The 17866-nt window shown below is 45.7% G+C and carries 16 protein-coding genes; 6 read left to right on the top strand and 10 right to left on the bottom strand.

Annotation, left to right across the window (positions count from 1 at the left end; translation table 11 throughout):
• Positions 1 to 200 precede the first annotated feature (200 nt).
• On the bottom strand, positions 201 to 2054 hold the full coding sequence (locus tag QUB13_RS27205; protein WP_333387403.1) for a polysaccharide biosynthesis/export family protein: 1854 nt from the start codon (positions 2052 to 2054) through the stop codon (positions 201 to 203).
• Positions 2055 to 2469: 415 nt separating this feature from the next.
• Between QUB13_RS27205 and QUB13_RS27200 the strand changes: the two genes are divergently transcribed.
• The 5 genes from QUB13_RS27200 to QUB13_RS27180 all read left to right on the top strand — a co-directional run bounded on the left by QUB13_RS27200 (position 2470) and on the right by QUB13_RS27180 (position 6095).
• On the top strand, positions 2470 to 3153 hold the full coding sequence (locus QUB13_RS27200; protein ID WP_333387400.1) for a class I SAM-dependent methyltransferase: 684 nt from the start codon (positions 2470 to 2472) through the stop codon (positions 3151 to 3153).
• 117 nt (positions 3154 to 3270) lie between these two features.
• On the top strand, positions 3271 to 4059 hold the full coding sequence (locus QUB13_RS27195; protein ID WP_333387396.1) for an endonuclease NucS domain-containing protein: 789 nt from the start codon (positions 3271 to 3273) through the stop codon (positions 4057 to 4059).
• Positions 4041 to 4400, top strand: coding sequence for a hypothetical protein (locus QUB13_RS27190; protein ID WP_333387393.1), 360 nt, complete (start codon positions 4041 to 4043; stop codon positions 4398 to 4400). The genes QUB13_RS27195 and QUB13_RS27190 overlap by 19 nt, the downstream gene beginning before the upstream one ends.
• Before the next feature lie 173 nt (positions 4401 to 4573).
• A complete protein-coding gene (locus QUB13_RS27185) occupies positions 4574 to 5212 on the top strand; it encodes a histidine phosphatase family protein (RefSeq protein WP_333387390.1) in 639 nt (212 codons plus the stop codon).
• 115 nt (positions 5213 to 5327) lie between these two features.
• The gene (locus QUB13_RS27180; RefSeq protein WP_333387387.1) at positions 5328 to 6095 is read left to right on the top strand and encodes a YebC/PmpR family DNA-binding transcriptional regulator; all 768 of its coding nucleotides are present in this window, start codon (positions 5328 to 5330) and stop codon (positions 6093 to 6095) included.
• Between the two features lie 9 nt (positions 6096 to 6104).
• Here QUB13_RS27180 and QUB13_RS27175 read toward each other — a convergent pair whose 3' ends face one another.
• From QUB13_RS27175 to QUB13_RS27150, 6 genes are all read right to left on the bottom strand, one after another.
• Positions 6105 to 6707, bottom strand: a complete 603-nt coding sequence (locus QUB13_RS27175) for a Uma2 family endonuclease (protein WP_333387384.1) — start codon at positions 6705 to 6707, stop codon at positions 6105 to 6107.
• A gap of 443 nt (positions 6708 to 7150) precedes the next feature.
• The gene (locus tag QUB13_RS27170; protein WP_333387379.1) at positions 7151 to 9025 is read right to left on the bottom strand and encodes an adenylate/guanylate cyclase domain-containing protein; all 1875 of its coding nucleotides are present in this window, start codon (positions 9023 to 9025) and stop codon (positions 7151 to 7153) included.
• Between the two features lie 158 nt (positions 9026 to 9183).
• Positions 9184 to 12492: a PAS domain-containing sensor histidine kinase gene (locus QUB13_RS27165; RefSeq protein ID WP_333387376.1), complete on the bottom strand. Its 3309-nt coding sequence runs from the start codon at positions 12490 to 12492 to the stop codon at positions 9184 to 9186.
• Between the two features lie 675 nt (positions 12493 to 13167).
• The gene (locus QUB13_RS27160; protein ID WP_333387373.1) at positions 13168 to 16287 is read right to left on the bottom strand and encodes an AAA family ATPase; all 3120 of its coding nucleotides are present in this window, start codon (positions 16285 to 16287) and stop codon (positions 13168 to 13170) included.
• 64 nt (positions 16288 to 16351) lie between these two features.
• Positions 16352 to 16693 carry a type II toxin-antitoxin system PemK/MazF family toxin gene (locus QUB13_RS27155; protein ID WP_333387370.1) on the bottom strand — a complete coding sequence of 114 codons (342 nt, stop codon included), beginning with the start codon at positions 16691 to 16693 and terminating at the stop codon, positions 16352 to 16354.
• Positions 16686 to 16961, bottom strand: a complete 276-nt coding sequence (locus QUB13_RS27150) for a hypothetical protein (protein ID WP_333093089.1) — start codon at positions 16959 to 16961, stop codon at positions 16686 to 16688. Before QUB13_RS27150 ends, QUB13_RS27155 begins: the two co-directional genes overlap by 8 nt.
• Positions 16962 to 16972: 11 nt before the next feature.
• On the opposite strand from QUB13_RS27150, the gene QUB13_RS27145 reads away from it, so the two are divergent.
• Positions 16973 to 17125, top strand: coding sequence for a hypothetical protein (locus QUB13_RS27145; RefSeq protein ID WP_333093088.1), 153 nt, complete (start codon positions 16973 to 16975; stop codon positions 17123 to 17125).
• On the opposite strand, the gene QUB13_RS27140 is transcribed toward QUB13_RS27145, so the two are convergent.
• Genes QUB13_RS27140 through QUB13_RS27130 form a run of 3 tightly spaced genes read right to left on the bottom strand, consistent with a single transcriptional unit; the run spans position 17116 to position 17844 of the window.
• Positions 17116 to 17304, bottom strand: coding sequence for a type II toxin-antitoxin system VapC family toxin (locus QUB13_RS27140; protein ID WP_333387367.1), 189 nt, complete (start codon positions 17302 to 17304; stop codon positions 17116 to 17118). The genes QUB13_RS27145 and QUB13_RS27140 overlap by 10 nt on opposite strands.
• Positions 17305 to 17331: 27 nt before the next feature.
• A complete protein-coding gene (locus QUB13_RS27135; protein ID WP_228049900.1) occupies positions 17332 to 17580 on the bottom strand; it encodes a type II toxin-antitoxin system VapC family toxin in 249 nt (82 codons plus the stop codon).
• A complete protein-coding gene (locus QUB13_RS27130; RefSeq protein ID WP_333387364.1) occupies positions 17581 to 17844 on the bottom strand; it encodes a hypothetical protein in 264 nt (87 codons plus the stop codon).
• Positions 17845 to 17866 lie beyond the last annotated feature (22 nt).

The raw sequence follows: 17866 nt of genomic DNA, 5'->3' as shown, positions 1-17866 counted from the left end.
GTTGATTTTATGGCTTTATGCCGACCAATTTAAAACTATTAAATTTGTCTAAATATCTGCAAAATGTGGGTTTTAAAGTCCGCAGGCGCGGACTTTCTTATTCGCGTACTAGAAATTAAAAACCGCAATCAAATTCGTTTTTAGCGAAGACTTCACTCCTCAAAAATTTACAAACTTAGGTCATTTTACCGAAGATGATATCAAGGAGTAGTTGTCGTAGTTTGTGGCTGCATTTGCTGTAGCTGAAGTTGTTGCTGCTGAATTAGAAGTTGCTGATTTTCAACATTTATTTGTCGCTGTCTGTCTTCGAGTTGCAAGCGTCTGTCTTCGAGTTGCAGTCTTCTGTCTTCTGCTTGCTGTAGTCTATCTTCACGTTGTATCTGTCTCTCTAGCTGTCTGTCTTCACGCTGCTCTTGTCTGTCTTGACGTTGTTCGCGAATCTGTCTGAGTTGATTTTTTCGCTCGAAATCTCCTCCCAAAAATAAGTTTTGAAAAGCGTTGATGGTTGCTTGAAACCCAGTAAAAACTCCGCTAACAGCGTTGATCCCTGTTGCAACTCCTATCACTGGCTGCAAGAAACTGTTGATATTGTCTCCTACCCTGGTATAGCCCGATCGCGCTACGAGAATCACATCATTGTTGCGGAGAACTGGATTATTGTCAGGATTCAACCCTTGAGCAAAATCCACATCGATAGTGCGGCGACTAACTGTACCGTTGGGGTTCAAACGCAGCAGTTCCACCTTGTCTTTTTTCGCCCGCAATTGATTGAAACTGCCTGCAGTGAGCAAAGCTTGGTGCAGGGATGTACTGGGTTTAACCAGTAAAGCTCCAGGCCTGATTACTTCCCCCACAACATTGATGCTAATCGCGTTTGGAGAGAAACTCGTACTTCCGATTTGGGAAACTTCAGTCAAGTCTACAGTAGATGCTGTCGGGATAATCACGCTATCACCTTCTTGCAGCAAAATATCTTGAGTAGAGTCGCCTTTTTGCAGCAAATCCCACAAATTTACCATGATAGTTTGTTCGTTACCCCCTCTGACTTGGCGGCGGATTTGCACGCGGCGAATATCGGCTTCTGTAGTGATACCGCCGGCAATTTTGAGTGCTCTAGTTATTGTTGGCAAGCCCACAACTGCTCCTTGCTGCTGGTCGATAGATACAAAACTCAACTCTGTTTGTTGGTTGGTCGATCGCACATCGGAAGCAAATACAGTATAAGGCCCTGGCCGGTTCACTTCTCCAACAATTACCACACCAATTGGTTTAGTAATATCAGCGGAAAAATTAGCACTGGCTCTTTGACGGACTTCTTGAGTATTGAGGGAACTTGCTGTCGGTACAAAAATTGTATCGCCATCTCGGATCGTGACATCTTGGCCCAAATTTCCCGTGTCTAAAAAATCCTGCAAATTAACAGTAGTAACTTGCTCGACACCTCCTCTGCGGGAACGGCGAATTTGGACGTTTCGCATATCTCCTGCTGATGTCACCCCTTGTGCAAGTTGCAGCATTTCCATCAAAGTCGGGAATTTTACTCCTCCTCCGCTTCCCTCTCTGACGGGATTAATCTTGTAGGAACCAGGGCGAGTAACTTCACCGGCCAGACCTATATTTAGGGGGCGAGCGAGGATCAGAGTCACGGTGACAACGGGAACATTAATGAAGGGTTCGTAGCGCTTGGTAATGACGTTAGCGGCTTGTTGCAGCGTCAATCCTTGAATTGAGACGCTGCCAATGATTGGCAAATTTAGTGTCCCGTCAACTAACACTTGATATTCTTTGCTGAATTCAGGAACGCCGAAGATATCTAAACCAATGCGATCGCCCGAGCCTAAAGTATAAGCTGCTTCTTGTGTCAGCGCACCCGAATTGCCTAGAGGCAAACTCGAACCCGGAGGAGGAGGAGGCGGTACTCTCCGCTGGTTTGGGTTGCCGCTGGGTGCAGGATTTCTGACTGCAGGCAACTGAGCTATACCGGGCAGCGAACTGTTCAGCACCAGGAGGGCTGACAAACTCAGATTTGTAGCGGTTTTAACGGTATGTTTCATCTTTGTTTCCTGGTTGCAGCCTGCCAATGAATGAGAGCAAGTTAGCAAGTTGATTTTAGGTTATTTTCCCTGTTGTCTAGTGTAGCCTCGCTTGGTTACAAAATCCACAGGTGGAATCATAAAATTGTGAGGCAATCGAGAGCGTTTTTTGTAAAGAAAGTGTAAAGCCAGCCAACTGTTGTTAGAATTAGGAGCTTGTTTGACCAAAATTATTTATACACAACTCAGGATACAAATCAACCTGCTAGAGTGGAGGGGGTAGGCACGGGGGCACTACCCCTACAAAACCCGGTTTCTTTGAAAATAGTGGCTGCTTTCTCGATACATTGATGAAGAAACTGGGTTTTTGAACTGCGACGCGCAAGTCCTGTTGATGTAAAATATTAAAGAATTATCTCTGCGGGACAAAGAACAAGTGTCACTAAAATTGGATAAAGTAATTCCTTGGGGACGCTGCTTGGATGAATACATAGGAATGTTTAGCCTGACATCAACCGATCTCAAGCTAGCAATTCTGGATTGTGCGGGCGGCCCGGCGAGTTTTAATGCCGAAATGACTCGCCAAGGTAAAAAGGTAATTTCTTGCGATCCAGTGTATCAGTTTACGGCGGTGGAAATTGGCGATCGCATCCAAGAAACATATCAAACTGTGATTGACGGTGTTAAGGCAAATGTAGACGGCTATTTGTGGAACAGTTTTGAATCGCCGTACCAGCTAGGTGAAGTGCGGATGAAGGCGATGCAGGAATTTTTAGCAGATTTTCCCTCTGGTTTGGAGCAAGACCGCTACATAAATGCTGAATTGCCGATTTTGCCTTTCAATGACGGTCAGTTTGATTTAGCTTTGTGCAGCCATTTCTTATTTGCTTATTCTCATTTACTTTCGGAAGAATTTCATTTGCAAGCAATTACAGAAATGTGTCGGGTTGCGAAGGAAGTTCGGGTGTTTCCGCTGTTGCAAAGTTTTAGCGGGGTGGAATCGGAACACTTAAACCCGATTATTGCTGAATTGAAAAAGAGAAGTTTTCGTGTGGAAATTCAAGAGGCTCCTTATGAGTTTCAAAAAGGTGGAAATAAGATGCTGCGAGTTAGGGGATGAATGTAAGTTACCGGCCGAATGTAAGTGGCCGGGCGAAGGGAATTCGCGGCTATATAAACGATGTCCGCCTCTGCGGACTGGAAGACAATAATTACTATTTTATATACCAAGGTCAAAATGCTAAGCAGCGCCGCATTGAGGAAAACAGGGACAGGGTGGGAATTTGTCAGCGAAGAGGCTGTAGAGGATTTTGTCGAAGCTCATTTGGAGAGTTTGCTCGGCTTGACAGTCATCAAGCGGCAATTCACTGTTAACGAACAAAGATGCGATATTATAGCGGTGGACGAGAATAAACAGTTAGTTGTGGTGGAGTTGAAAAACGCTGAAGATCGATATATCGTCCAGCAGTTAACTCGTTATTACGATGCTTTGTTGGAACACAAACCTTTTGCCGATCGCGTGGATTACGCTCAACCCGTTCGGTTAATAGCAATTACTCCAAAATTTCACAGGGATAATCTTACAGACAGGAAGTATCACGGGCTATTTTTTCAGTTTTTGCAATTTGCGATCGTTCCTGACGGGGAAAAATTATCTTTACAACTGAAAGATGTAGATACCGAACATATTGATCGAGTAGATATTACATATCGAGAACAATACAGCAACGAAACTATATCTGAACCGCCCAGGTTGCTTTTAAAATTTATCAAAGAATGTAATGAAACTGAACGCGAAGGAGTTTTGAGCGTTCGCAGACAAATTCTAGGCTGTGATAGACGGGTCAAGGAACTTACTGACTCTAGTAGTATTAAGTATGGTCTCGGCAAAAATAAATTGATTGCTGAATTGAGATTTGATGCTAGACGAAATAGCCCTGCAATGTTTTTATGGCTCCCACTTCCCAGAGGATACAACCATAATAAAATTCTAGCTAGAATGAGAATTTGGACGATTGGAAAATAGTCACAGATACAGGTTATATTCGGAAGGGAATTGGCATAATGGTTAATGAGGATGAGTACAAGCTGGGTATGGTTTCTCCTTCAGCTAAGTTAATGCCTGATACCTCCTATAGGGCATTAGGTGCCAGGGATAGATTTGTGAACGATCCAGCCTACAGAGACAATTATGTTATGAATAATTTGGCAAATTATGTGAGCAAGTATGGACGAAACTACCGTCACGGTTCGCCATTAACGATGTCCATAACATACTATTTCAAGATAATTGGAAAAAGTGACGAATCCACTTCTTTAGAAAGAATAGTTAATTTAGCTTTAGAATCAAGATTGGTAAAACTATAAGGGAGAATAAACAAATACGATCGCCACCCATCACCCCTTACCCAATCCACCATCCATCTGCGTCTATCTGCGTGCATCTGCGGTTAAAAAAATCAAATCAATAGCTTGGCAACAAATCCAATTACCAAACCTTGATATAATATTACATCAAGAAGCCAAACTAAAACCAACTCATGCCGCAAACAGTCTGGATCGCACGACACGGAAACCGCATCGACTTCGTAAACCCCGACTGGTTTCTCACCGCAGAACACCGCTACGATCCGCACCTTTCCGAAGACGGTCACGTTCAAGCCAAACAACTCGCCAATCGCCTCAAAGGTGAAGGAATTTCTCACATTTTCGCTTCCCCTTTTCTGCGAACTGTCCAAACTGCAAATCACGCGGCAGAAGCTCTTGATTTGTCGATAAAATTAGAGTGGGGACTTTGCGAATGGCTGAATCCTGAATGGATGACGGAAATGCCGGAAACTGAGTCTGTCGCAGATTTGTGCAGGCGTTTTCCCAGGATTGATTCTGCTTACAAAGGCGGTATTGCTAGTTATCCCGAAACTGGGGAAGCTTGTCTCAAAAGGGCTGGGGAAACTGCTAAACGCCTCGCTGCTGAGTTTCCAGAGGATATGTTATTAGTAGGTCACGGTGCGTCGGTTTTGGGAAGTGCGATCGGGCTGGCGGGCGGTGTTGAAACGGAAATTAACGCTTCTTTGTGCTGTTTGGTGAAAGTGGTGCGCGGTGAGGGCGAATGGTCGATCGCACTTAATGGCGATACTTCCCACCTCACGGACACTGAAGCCGTTGTTCGCTTTAATTAAAGTTGAGATTCGTGCAAAAAATCGCATTCTATGCTATGTGTGTAAGGTGCACACTGCACACCCTACGTTTATTGAATGTCGATCGCACATTTTAAATTCAAAATCTTAAATAGCTATGGCTGGACACAGTAAATGGGCAAATATTAAACGCCAAAAAGCTAGAGTTGATGCTGTTAAAGGCAAGATTTTTGCCAGAATATCTCGCGAAATTATTGTCGCCGCGCGCAGCGGAGTGCCCGATCCCGCCGGCAATTTTCAACTGCGGACAGCTATTGAAAAAGCCAAGGCGGCGGATATTCCTAGTGAAAACATCGAAAGGGCGATCGCCAAAGGTGCCGGTTTAGCCGGGGGGAGTTCGGAATTAGAAGCTATTCGCTACGAAGGTTACGGCGTTGGCGGGGTGGCGATTTTGATTGAAGCGCTGACAGACAACCGCAACCGCACGGCGGCTGACTTGCGAGAAGCTTTTAGTAAAAATGGCGGCAATTTGGGCGAAACTGGTTGTGTGGGCTGGATGTTTGACCACAAAGGAGTTTGTACGATCGGCGGCCCCATTGATGAGGAACAATTGTTTGAAGCTTCCCTAGAAGCCGAAGCAGAATCCTATGATTTGATATCAATTGATGAGGATACTGAAGGTGCAGAGGTTTTTACAAATGTGGCTAATTTGGAAAAGCTTGCTGATGTTTTGAAACAACAAAATTTTACAGTTTTGCAGTCAGAAAATCGCTGGATTCCGAGCAATACAGTGGAAATAGAAACTCCTGAAAAAGCCAAATCGCTCCTGAAGTTAATGGATGCACTGGAAGATTTGGACGACGTGCAAAGTGTGACAGCTAATTTTGAAATGAGCGATGAATTGATGTCTTCGGTCATGGTTTGACGCTCTAAATCACCAGATTTTTGCCATTTGCAAGACAAATCCCGGTAACTCTGGATCGGCGCTGACTGTTTCAGGATTATCTAAAATTTCAGGTTCGCGATCGGGACGGTAGATGTAGACTTTTCGGTTTTTGCGATCGACTAAAAAACCGAGCGATACACCGTTGTCAATATATTCTTGCATCTTGTTTTGCAATCCCTTGAGAGTGTCACTAGCAGACCGCAATTCAATCACAAAGTCGGGACAAATCGGTGCGAATGAGGCTTTTTGTGCTTCAGTTAAGGCATTCCAGCGCTCTAGTTTAATCCATGAGGCATCGGGAGAGCGGGTTGCTCCATTCGGCAAGGTAAAGCCTGCACTGGAGTCAAACGTTTCACCTGTGCCATCTTCTTCTGCCCAGTTCGCAAGTTGCTGAACAATCTTACCGTTTCGGTTCCCTGTATCTGAAAATGCTGGTGACATAATGATAACTTCCCCACTGGCTGTCCGCTCAATTCTTAAATCGCGATTAACCAGACAAAATTCATAGAACTGTTCAACAGTCATCGATTGGATCGCAGGGAAATTGACCGTCAGTGGGACGCTTTCGGTTTGAATTAGCAGCGTCGTCATGGTTTTTCCTCATTTAGTGCAGGCGTGACAGAATACCTTGAACTTATCATATCTTAGCTTGGCGATCGCAAGTCTTATACCAAATCCGAGTTTGCCACCCGCTTTATCTTCTGACTCTTCTGTTTCCTCTTCTCTTCGCGTTCTTTGCGTCTTCGCGGTTCCATCCTAAAGGGGATATATTACCCCTTGACGCTTCGGCGGTTAAAACCAGGTTTACACAAACTTTCGCCGGCAGGAAGCCGACTGGTTGATCAGCCTTTGCTCATATAGATTGTGTATGGCACTTGAGGGGGAGAGGGGGAGAGAATTTGACAATTTTTGATTGTCATCAAAAAAATCTACAATGTTTATTTGCACAACAGCTTAAAGGGTATCCTAAACCTGGATTTGGTTTGGTATTGGCCGATCGCGATTCCGAGGCTTGTATCCGTTTTCGGGCGGTGTCAATCATATTTTTTGCCAGTCAGCAAATAAGTAACCATGTATCCCTTGCCCTTAACTTGAATGGCGCCGCGCTTCTGAAAAGTATATTTATCTTTTAATATCTCGTAGGTTTCAGCGGTGACTTGAATGCAGCCGGTAATCCCGTGGGATTCCATTCGCGAAGCAATATTTACTGTGTTGCCCCAAAGGTCGTAAATAAACTTTTTTAAGCCGATGACGCCGGCAACGACAGGGCCACTGCTAATGCCGATCCGAATACTGAAAGGTTCCGAATGCTCTAAACTCAGCAGCCGAATTTCGTGCAGCATATCGATCGCCATATTCGCGATCGCCTCAGCATGATCTTCTCGCGGTGTAGGTAAACCGCCGACAACCATGTAAGCATCACCAATAGTCTTAATTTTCTCTAAACCGTGGCGATCGGCCAAATGGTCAAAAGCCGAAAAAATATCGTTGAGAACTTCCACCACCGCAGTCGCCGAAATTCTCGACGAAAGCTCTGTAAACCCCACAATGTCGGCAAACATCACAGTCACTTCCGCAAAACTTTCGGCGATATTGTGTTCGTTGTCCTTCAAACGCAGGGCGATGGCTGCCGGCAAAATGTTCAACAGCAATTCCTCGGATTTACCTTGTTCGAGTTCCAACTGTTGGTAAGCAGTCTGCAACTTTTCGGCTTGGCTAATTCTTTCTCGGGCTAGCTTTTCGATTTGGGCGGTGCGGCTCAAAGCTGTCAGCATATATGTCACCGGAATCAGAGTCCACAGCATCCCCATCGTCAGAGTTCCCCAAGAGCGCCAGTGCTTGCGAATCTTGCGAATTTCCGCAGTTGCTGACACGTACACAGACCACTGGCGGCCGCTAATTTTTACCAGCCTTTGGCAGGCTTTGCGATCCAAGTCTCGATCGTCTTGAATCGGGCAGTTTGACCGGAGATCGCGTTCTGCAGCGGCCGATGCGGTCAGCACTTGTTGGCTGTCTGGCTGGAAAATCAACCCAAAATGCTGAATTTGGCTCCAAGCCGCCTGATTTTTGACAACTCGGTTCCCCCTTAGCGGTAACAGCGACCGTGCTTCTTGCTTGTCTGAAGCCTCGTTGCCGAGATAAATAGTGAGGTATTCGGTATTGCGTCCTTTTAAAGAAGCTTGAAAAATATCTTTGCCTCGAAATATGCCCAGAACAAATCCTTGCAGCAGTTGGCGGCGGGATTCGAGGGTAGTCGGTTTAGCGCTGTTTTGGTAAATCGGAACCATTACCAAAAGACCGGGTTCCGGGAAATTTTCCTCACTTAGGCCTATGTAGCTGGTGACAGTCATTTCTCCGGTATCGCGCGATCGATCGAGAACCGCGCTGATTTTTGGGGCCGAGGCTAGGTCAAAGCCCAATGTTGTCTCGTTTCCGGCTGTTGGTTCGACGTAGAAAGCCGGAAAGTATTCGGAACGCTGGCTGGCCTTACGCAGTTCTCCTCGCGGGCTGCGCTCTGTAATCTCGAAGCTGGAGTCGGTTTCGGTTCTGGCTTTGGCTTCGTAGTTTTGCCGCTCGGAATTGGGGACGCGGGGCACCCAAGCCAACAGTTGCAGGCTGGGGTGGACGGATAGGGGACGACCGACAAAGCTGGCAAAAGATGAGCGCTCGACGGCGCTGAAGGCTTTCATGTAGTCGCTGAGGGCGAGCACTGTGTCTAAGTCGGAGTTTAGCTGGCGTTCGATGCCGATCGAAATATCGTCTATGCGGCGGTTCATTTCGTAGTCGCGGCGCTTTTCTTCCCAGTCCCAAACCAAGGCAAACGCTAGGGCAGACATTCCCACACCCAAAACGAGCGTCAACCCGGCTGGAATGTAGCGAGACCAGGAGAAAGGTAGTTTTTTCAGCATAATTGCCTAGTGAATAAGGGCAGCAGATGGGCGCACCGCTGAATGCGATTAGTTTCGGCCTCTGAGTGTTGTTAATTCAAAACCCCGATAACTCAAGCACCGATGGCAATTGGGCATTAAAAGTTAGATATTTAAACTTTTAGCTAAATTTCCATCCTTTACACCGGAATTTCAATCCAAAATTCCGCTCCCTGTCCGGGTCGAGAGATACACTGCAAACTTCCCCTATGTTTTTCTACCACAATCTGATGGCTGATGGACAACCCCAAGCCTGTGCCAGACCCGACCGCTTTGGTCGTAAAAAACGGGTCAAACAGCCGCTTGCGAACCTCTTCGGTCATTCCCGGGCCGCTGTCGGCGATGCAAATGACAAGGCGATCGCACTCACTCAGCTTGCTTTGATTGTGGCTTGTCAACCCGGCTTTTTTCATTTCTGTGCGAATCACGATCGTCCGGGGTTGCGGTTGGTTTTCTAGAGCCTCGATCGCATTGCCGATAATATTTAGAAATACCTGGTTCAACTGCACCGCACAACAGTCAATCTTTGAGATTTTTCCGTAATCTTTAATAATTTCAATCCGGCTTTTGGGATTTTCTTGATGCAATTTATGCTGCAAAATTAATAGTGTGCTGTCAATTCCTTCATGAATGTCTACCAACTTCATTTCTGATTCATCCAGTCGCGAAAAATTCCTGAGCGACAACACAATTTTACTAATTCTTTCTATCCCTACTCTCATGGAATGTAACATTTTTGGCAAATCTTCCTTGAGAAAATTTAACTCTAACTCCTTAACCTTTTCAACAATTTGAGGAGCTGGGGACGGGTAGGATTCCTGGTAGAGATTCAAGACTTCTATTAAATCGTTAAAATAGTTCTGGGTGTGAGAAATATTGCCGTGAATAAAAGTTGCAGGATTGTTGATTTCGTGGGCAATCCCGGCCATCATTTGACCGAGACTCGACATTTTTTCAGATTGAACTAATTGGATTTGAGCGTGTTGGAGTTGTTCGTAGGCTTCTTGCAATTGAGTTGCTTGTTTTCTCAATTGAGATTCGGAAGCTTGGAGTGCTGCTGCGGAAATTTTGCGGTTGGTAATATTTTCAATCATCCCTAATTTGTAAAGAGGTTTTCCTTCGCCATCTCGAATCAGAGTAGATGTCACGTTTACCCAAACAATTTTACCTGTCGCCGCCATCTGGCGGATTTCGATTTGATAGCTCGCAATTTCTCCCCGATAAAGAGCAGCAGCCACTTGGAGTTCTTGGGCTCTATCTTCGGGATGTCCAATTTCTATAAATGTTTTACCTAACAATTCGGCAGCCGAAGAACCCAGCATTTGGCAGAAATTTTTATTAACTCGCACTAACTGGTTATCCTCTAAATTGGCTAAGTATATCCCTATGGGTGCATCTTCAAAAATTTTGCGAAATAGTTCCTCGCTACCCCGGACTTGAGCTTGCAGGGAAAGCCTGTCGGTGATGTCTTCAAAGGTAGACAAAATCCCGACTACATTGTCGTAATTGTCGTGTAAAGGTATTTTATTTGTATCCACCCAGCCTTGGGTGCCGTCGGCTTGCAGTTGCGGCTGGATAATGTGATATTCTGGGGTGTTGGTTGCCATGATGCGGTGGTCGCAGGCTCGAACAAATTCTGTTTCTTCTGGCTTCCAAGGCATATCGTAGTCGGTGAGACCGACGATTTCACTGGGATGATTGAAACCTGCGATTTTGGCAAAGTTTTTGTTACCTCCCAAGTAAACTGAATCTCGATTTTTCCAGGCGATTAACTGAGGGATGTTGTCTATCACCAACCACAGCATTTTTTGCGAGGCGTACAAGGCTTCTGTGCGCTGCAGGACGCGCTTTTCTAGTTCTTGATTGGCTTGTTGTAGGGCGATTTTTGACTCGCCTAGGGCGATTTCTGCTAGCTTGCGATCGCTAATATCGATGGTTACTCCCTCCCAAAGCAGATCGCCGCCCGGTTGCAGTTCGGGGCGGGCAATGGCGCGAATCCATTTTAATTTTCCTGACTTGGTGACGATCCGCCCTTCATATGTCCAAGGTTGTAAATTGTCCCCGGAAATAGCTAGGGATTCTAACAAAGGTTTTATGTCGTCTGAATGCACCAACGACCACATAAAAGTTGAGTTTTTTTTCAGTTTTTCCGGTTCTAATTCGTAGAGTTCCCAACAGCCGGAACTGACATAAGTGAATTGATTGGAACCGTCGGCACGCAACAAGTATTGATAAATCATTCCGGGCACGTTGGCGGCCATTTTTTGAAATCTGGCTTCGCTGTGCCACAGTGCTGATTCTGTTTGTTTGCTATCGCTAATGTCGATCAACAAGCCATCCCAAATAATGTCACCTTTTTTGCCAATTTCTGGTCGGGAAGCCCCGCTAATCCACTTGATGCGATCGCCCGGAAAAACTAATCTGCCTTCCCAGCGCCAAGGTTCTAATGTTTTAGCTGAGACAGCCAAAGATTCGTGGAAGCTTGGCGCGTCGTCTGGATGAAGCATTTCGATCGCGAGAATAGCAGAATTTTGGAGCACCTCTGGTTCTAATTCGTAGAGTTCGCGGCAGCCGGAACTGAGGTAGGGAAATGACACAGTTCCGTCTGCTGCTAGCTTAAATTGATAAATCATGCCGGGAACGTTGGCGGCTAATTTTTGAAATCTCGCTTCGCTGACTCTGAGTGCTGTTTCTGCTTCTACGCGATCGGTAATATCGTAAAATGCCGATAAAATTGCCGCTTCACCGTTAAAATTAATCGATCGCATCGACATTTTGACCCAAAACAAACTGCCGTTTGCTTTTTTGAGGCAGATTTGTTGGCTGTCGCTAAAGCCCTTTTCTTTGACTAATTCTAGCAATTTATGGCACTCGCTCGCGTCCGCATAAAAATCGCTCTTTTTGCTGCCGATAAACTTTTGGGAACTCAAACCGAAAGTTTCCCCTAGGGCTGGATTTGCGTACAATATTGTGCTGTCTGACCGGCGCGTTATTAGGATGGGAACGGGAGTCGCAGCGGCGATCGCCCGCAATCTTTCTTCGCTTTCTTGCAGGGCTGTTTCGGCTGTAATTCTTTTGGTAATATCGTTTTGAACTCCAATAAAATGAGTTAATTTTCCCTCGCTATTTAAAACGGGGGAAACGATTAATTCGTTCCAAAAAGGAGTTTTGTCTTTGCGGTAATTTTTGAGAACTACCTTAATTTCTGTTCCCGATCGCAAACCACTGCGAAGTTTGTCTAATTCGGCGCGATCGGTATCGGCACCCTGCAAAAATCTGCAGTTGCGTCCAATAACTTCTTCGGTACTGTAACCCGTCAGTTTCTCAAAAGCCGGATTGCAGTAAATAATAGGTGTATCAGGGCTGTTAGCATCTGCAATCAGGATGCTGTTGCTCGACGCGGCGATCGCCCGTTCTAGGAGAGACAGGTGGAAAGAATCTGTTATCATGAGTGGCAATACCCAAACTCCGAAGGAGTGGACAGAACTATAAAAAAGTTTAAAGAGATTGAAATATTCTTATTTTATAGTCTTATTTTTAGTTTAACCTAACAAACTCAGCAGCCCCTAAAAGCCGACGGGGAAATGAAGCGCGGGCGAATGGAAGAGCGTGCACACAACAATACGGTTCAGTTAAGCCCGGAGCTCCCCCCGAATTTTTGCCCCCCTACTCGACCCCTACTGCCCTTAAGCAGGGCGATGTGATATCAATTCCGGTTGCACTCATACATGATGTTGACTGTTGACTGTTAACAGTCAACAGTTAACAGTTAACAGTCAACAGAGAATTTACTATTTCGATGAAGAGAGGATTTGATAGGAGGTGGATATCGGGGAAATAATACCATTTAGAAAAAATGTTGCAACAATAAAATTGTTGGGTCAAGGGAAACGGAGGGTTGTTTCGTTCACCCAATGTATAAGGTGCGTCCCTATTAGATTGTCACTCTTTTTTAGAGATTGTCGATGTATCCACACCCTACATATACTGTTGCATCAATTTGGAAAATCGGTATAAATAGCGCTAACTGAACTTTATTGACCTATACAAAGCAAACCAAAATACTGCCCGGTATTCTTTAATCTTCCATGCAAAAATCAAAAAACGAAAATGATATAACCATTCTAAACCGACAAGTTAATGCAAGAACCCTGAGCAGTTTTGCTTACTTCAATCCTGGCTTGAAAAACTTCTTTGAGCTGCGCCATGTGGGTGACGGTGAGGATACAGGCGAAATCAGGAGCGATCGCATTAATTGCAGCAATCAGCCGATCGCACCCTTCCGCATCTTGAGTCCCAAATCCCTCATCAATAATCAACATTTGCAAAGCCGTACCCGCCCGCTGAGACAACAATCTCGCCAGCGCCAGCCGAATCGCAAAATTAATCCGAAAAGCTTCACCGCCAGAGTAAGTTTCATAGGGGCGAGTACCGCGAGCATCAGCAATTAAAATGTCTAAAGTATCAATCAACTTAGTTGCTTTTTTAGAAGCAGCCGCCCGCTGAGTAATAAATTGAACGTGCAACTGATTCGCGCTCAATCTCGACAAAATATGATTAGTTTCCGCTTCTAGTTGAGGCAAAACATTTTCAATCATTAAAGCTTGAATGCCGTTTTTGCCAAAAGCTTGACCCAACTCTTGATAAACTCGATATTGGCGCTTTGTAACTTGCATTTGCTCTTTTTGAGCTACTAGCTGAACTTGCAGAGATTCCAAATTTTGCTGTTGCTGCTGGAGTCTTCCGAGACTTCCCAAATGTTGGTCTAACTGCTGGCGGCGGCGGCTTATTTGCTGTTCTACAGCGCTGATGCGAACAGTTGGATCGGGATGTTCTTGTAACTGCTGGTTCATCGCGGAAGTTTGAGCGCTGACAGCTTGCAAATCTCGATCGCGCACGGCGATGGAATTAGCAATTTCATTAATCCGCTGCTGCACTTGCGGGTACTGCACAGTTGCCGATCGCAATTTTTCGGCCCTAGCGATCCAAAATTGCGTCCGGCGCATTTCGCTGCGGACGTGTTCGTGCTGTTCCAAATTATAGCCAACTTCCGCAATGTATCTATCTAAAGACAGAATTTGCTGCTGAATTTCCGAGCTATTTTTTTGCTGTTCTAACTGTTGTTGTACGGCGGCTAATTGAGTTTGCAAATCCGGGCGGCGGGTATTAATTTTATCCAGTTTCTGCTGAGCATCTTTGATTTGAGCTTGCTTAATTTCTGCCCACCGCAAGCGCTTTTCATCGCTGCGGGCGAGGGAGTGACTGCGATCGCTATAATTGAGCTGTTGCAGTTGCTGTTCCACTTGCTGTAGTTCGCCCAAATCATCGGCTGCATACTCGCCGGTACTCAGCAACCGCTCTATTTCCTCCGCATCTTGACGCATACTTTGCAGCCTGTTTTCGTCTTGATCCAGGCCGTCTAATTGTGCTTGCAAATGGCTGCGGCGTTCCCGCAATTCTTGATAGGGCGCTAATTCCTGTTCTAGTTCGCGGTATTCATGTCTGAGGACTTGAATTTCGCGATCGGAAACGGCCAACTGTTCGCGCACAACCCACAGTTGGTTCCAAATTTCTTGCTGTTGGGAGTGGTGTTTTGCGACTACCAAATTCCAGTAGTGTTCGTCTAAAGGTCGATCGCACAAAGGACAATTGCCAAAATTTGCATCCCGCACCATCAAACGCGAATTCGATTGCTCGTTTTCCTCAAAATTCGAGACTGTAGCTTCGCCTGCGCTGGTTTCTCCTTCATTTTTCCGCAGCAGTTGCAGTTTTTGGTCGATTTCGGCGAGTCTGGTTTGATAGTCGCGGCTTTTGGCTTGCAGGTTTTCCAGAAAGCTGTGCCTTTCTTGGCCTTTTTCGCGGACTCGTTCTTGATAAACTCGCTTGTTTTCCAACTGCAAAATTTGATTGGCGATGGCGGAGATTTCTTGCTGCAATTGCGGCTGTCGCTGCTGCTGCTGAACTTGCACCTGTCGGTTGATTTCCTCTAAGCGGGCTGTTAAACCGGCGCGGGCGCGATCGAGCTTTTGTTGCTTTTGCTGCTGCTGTTGTAGCAGCGGCGAAACTTGCAATTGCAATTGGTCGAGTTCGCTGAGGCGCGATCGAACAGCTTGCAACTGTGCGAGTCCTTTGTCAACCTCCGGCTGCTGTTTGAGAACACCTAGAACCTCTTTTTCATCCTGTTCTAAAACATCTAATTGAGCTTGTAACTGCTGAATTTTGTTTTGCAAAAAGCTCAGTTCGTCGCGCTGCTGTTCTTGTAATTGCTGGCGCTGATTTTGGGCTTGTTGGTTAACCTTAAATTTTCCAGCTTGAGCTTCTTCTGTGGCTTGTAAATCATGGAAATACGCAATCCCCGCTGTTATTTCATTTTCCTGTCCGAGTAGGGCTTGCAGCTCATTTCCCTGCTGTTTTGCCGCAGCGAGTTCTTGCTGCAGGCGGCGGCATTCTTGAGAAATATTGTAGTGCTGTTGCTGGTGGCCGGCGAGGAGTTTTTGCCAAGTTTGGCGGTTGTGGTGCTGGAGTTGCAGTTGCTGCAATTCTGCAGTGTCGGCTTGCTGCTGCTGCTGAAGCAAATCGGTTGCTTGCTGCAATTGAATTTGTTCGTCGCAGATTGCCTCTTTTTGTTGCAGTTGCTCTTGTACGGTTTGCAAACTGTGTTTGAGGACTTCGACTTTGGCTTTAAATTCTCTGGCTTTTTCCTTGGCTTGTTCGGCTAAAGTGTCGTATCGATCGAGTTTGAGGAGGTTGGCTAAAACTTGCTTGCGGTCGATCGGCTTTTTGAGCATAAACTCATCAGCACGCCCCTGCCGCAAATACGCCGAGTTAATAAAAGTATCGTAATCTAATTTGATATGTTCGAGAATTTTCTGCTGAGTATTTCTGAGCCCCTTGTCGGTGAGGGTGCGAAAACAGAGTTCCTCCTGAGTTTCAGCAGCATTCAAGCTAACTTGAAATTCTAAACTTCCCGATTGTCCGCGCCTGCGGTTGCGAATCACCCGGTAGATTTGGCCGCCGGTGGAAAAAGTGAAATCAACGCGCACGTCAGTTTCGCCGATATGAATGATATCGTCTTCTGTATCGCTGCGACAACAGCCCCAAAGCGACCAGGCGATCGCCTCTAGCAGAGAGGATTTGCCAGCACCGTTAGGCCCGCAAATGCAAGCGGTGTGCAGGCCGCGAAAGTCTAAAGCAGCTTCGCGATAACTGAGAAAATTTTTGAGTGTAAGTTGTATAGGAATCATTTAGGCCGTCGCGCCGTACAATCTATCTATAATTAACACTATTTGTGCGCTGTTGGCTAGTTATTCAATCCAGATCCAAAACAATTGTCAGTGCTTCTGCAACTTCTTCGATAATTGTCTCCGAAACAGTTCCGAGTTGTCGGACAAACCTTTGTTGGGAAACGGAACGGACTTGATAACAGTCAGCGGCTGAGACTTTAATTAAGCCATTTTCGCTGCTGGGTTCTAGTGGAACCATCCAATTTCTCTGTGCGTATCGCTCTTTCCAGTCAGTGATAGGGACAATAACTTCCAGCAATAAAATTCCTACCGTCTCATCGCTGACAATTACTACCGGACGGGTTTTGCCAATTTCAGCGCCCACAGTAGGATCGAGTGCAACCAGCCAAATTTCGCCTTTACGCATTGGTTTTTACCCCTGCCTTAAGGTATTCTTCTTCGGATTCAAAATATGGTTCGCTCTCAGGCGACCACAAATCATGTAAAGCACCTCCCGGCATATAATCTGGGACTGCTGCTTCTGCGGCGGCTCTGAGTTTCAGCTTTCTCTCGGCTTTGCGCTGGGCTTTTTGTTCTATGTCGTCGCGCATCATCCGCGAGGCTGTTTCGATGATTTCTAGACGTTCTTCTGCTGTCAGATTTTTGAGTGCTGCTAAGATTTCTGTTTTGGTCATGATTTTTTCGGGTGGTTGGTGAAAAAGTGCGATCGATCCAACCATCATTATATCTTTCACAAAAATCCCTCTGGGCGATCGCAGTTAATTTTGCACCTCATCCTCCGAATTTCCGCGTTTGGCGAATTGCTTTTTCTTGTACGGGCGATCGACCTTACGGATAGTTGTTAGGATTTTCAACTATCAAACCCTCACTTGTTGCTGCTGCATTTAACTCCCCATCAGCAGATACAAAAGTCATCGCAGGCAAATTGTTAGCTTTGCAGAGGTTATTTATGCTACAGCCTGTTGCTAGCTGCACAGCATCATAGCCTCGCAATCCGTAGGTTTCAGCTAATGCCATTGCAGAGTTAATAATACTTTCGGTGAATTATACAACTTGATACTCAGATTGCAGGTCACTCCTGAACTGATTGCACGCTGCTGTAGCATCTGTCGCATTGATACTTCGGCCGCGCGACCTTCTGGTAATTGCAGCAACAATTTCCACACTGGTAATACCAGCAATCAAGATATCGTTGTTCAGTGCAGGATCGAACAAATTCAAAACCCATCCCGAACCTATTTCACTAATGTAGCGTTTGACCAGCGCGCTGCTATCTACAAAATAAATTGTCATCTAGCGGCGTTCCTCAATAATTGTCTCAGAAACAGGCTGCCCCTGTACCGGAATTAGTCGCCTTTGTGTTTGCTGAGTCAAAGAAGAATGCTTGATTTTTTTGACTAAACCAGAAGTTAACAGCGCTTGGTGAAATCTTGTGCGTTGAGCAGCTTGTTCTTTCTGAGCCAGAGAGTTCCCAATAGCGCGCTCTAGTTGCTGTAGTTCTAGCACTTCCAGGGTGTCAAGCTGATTGAGGATTTTGTTGAAGATTCCCTGCGACATAGGATTCTACTTTTTAGTAAGG

The sequence above is a fragment of the Microcoleus sp. B4-D4 genome (assembly GCF_036705185.1).
Taxonomy (GTDB): Bacteria; Cyanobacteriota; Cyanobacteriia; order Cyanobacteriales; family Microcoleaceae; genus Microcoleus.
This window is presented reverse-complemented; position numbering and strand designations above follow the sequence as displayed.

What these genes read in the sequence shown, in the direction of transcription:
- QUB13_RS27205 (WP_333387403.1), bottom strand. Translation starts at nt 2,054, where the DNA reads ATGAAACATACCGTTAAAACCGCTACAAATCTGAGTTTGTCAGCCCTC.
- QUB13_RS27195 (WP_333387396.1), top strand. Translation starts at nt 3,271, where the DNA reads ATGCTAAGCAGCGCCGCATTGAGGAAAACAGGGACAGGGTGGGAATTT.
- QUB13_RS27185 (WP_333387390.1), top strand. Translation starts at nt 4,574, where the DNA reads ATGCCGCAAACAGTCTGGATCGCACGACACGGAAACCGCATCGACTTC.
- QUB13_RS27180 (WP_333387387.1), top strand. Translation starts at nt 5,328, where the DNA reads ATGGCTGGACACAGTAAATGGGCAAATATTAAACGCCAAAAAGCTAGA.
- QUB13_RS27175 (WP_333387384.1), bottom strand. Translation starts at nt 6,707, where the DNA reads ATGACGACGCTGCTAATTCAAACCGAAAGCGTCCCACTGACGGTCAAT.
- QUB13_RS27170 (WP_333387379.1), bottom strand. Translation starts at nt 9,025, where the DNA reads ATGCTGAAAAAACTACCTTTCTCCTGGTCTCGCTACATTCCAGCCGGG.
- QUB13_RS27165 (WP_333387376.1), bottom strand. Translation starts at nt 12,492, where the DNA reads ATGATAACAGATTCTTTCCACCTGTCTCTCCTAGAACGGGCGATCGCC.
- QUB13_RS27160 (WP_333387373.1), bottom strand. Translation starts at nt 16,287, where the DNA reads ATGATTCCTATACAACTTACACTCAAAAATTTTCTCAGTTATCGCGAA.
- QUB13_RS27155 (WP_333387370.1), bottom strand. Translation starts at nt 16,693, where the DNA reads ATGCGTAAAGGCGAAATTTGGCTGGTTGCACTCGATCCTACTGTGGGC.
- QUB13_RS27150 (WP_333093089.1), bottom strand. Translation starts at nt 16,961, where the DNA reads ATGACCAAAACAGAAATCTTAGCAGCACTCAAAAATCTGACAGCAGAA.
- QUB13_RS27140 (WP_333387367.1), bottom strand. Translation starts at nt 17,304, where the DNA reads ATGGCATTAGCTGAAACCTACGGATTGCGAGGCTATGATGCTGTGCAG.
- QUB13_RS27135 (WP_228049900.1), bottom strand. Translation starts at nt 17,580, where the DNA reads ATGACAATTTATTTTGTAGATAGCAGCGCGCTGGTCAAACGCTACATT.
- QUB13_RS27130 (WP_333387364.1), bottom strand. Translation starts at nt 17,844, where the DNA reads ATGTCGCAGGGAATCTTCAACAAAATCCTCAATCAGCTTGACACCCTG.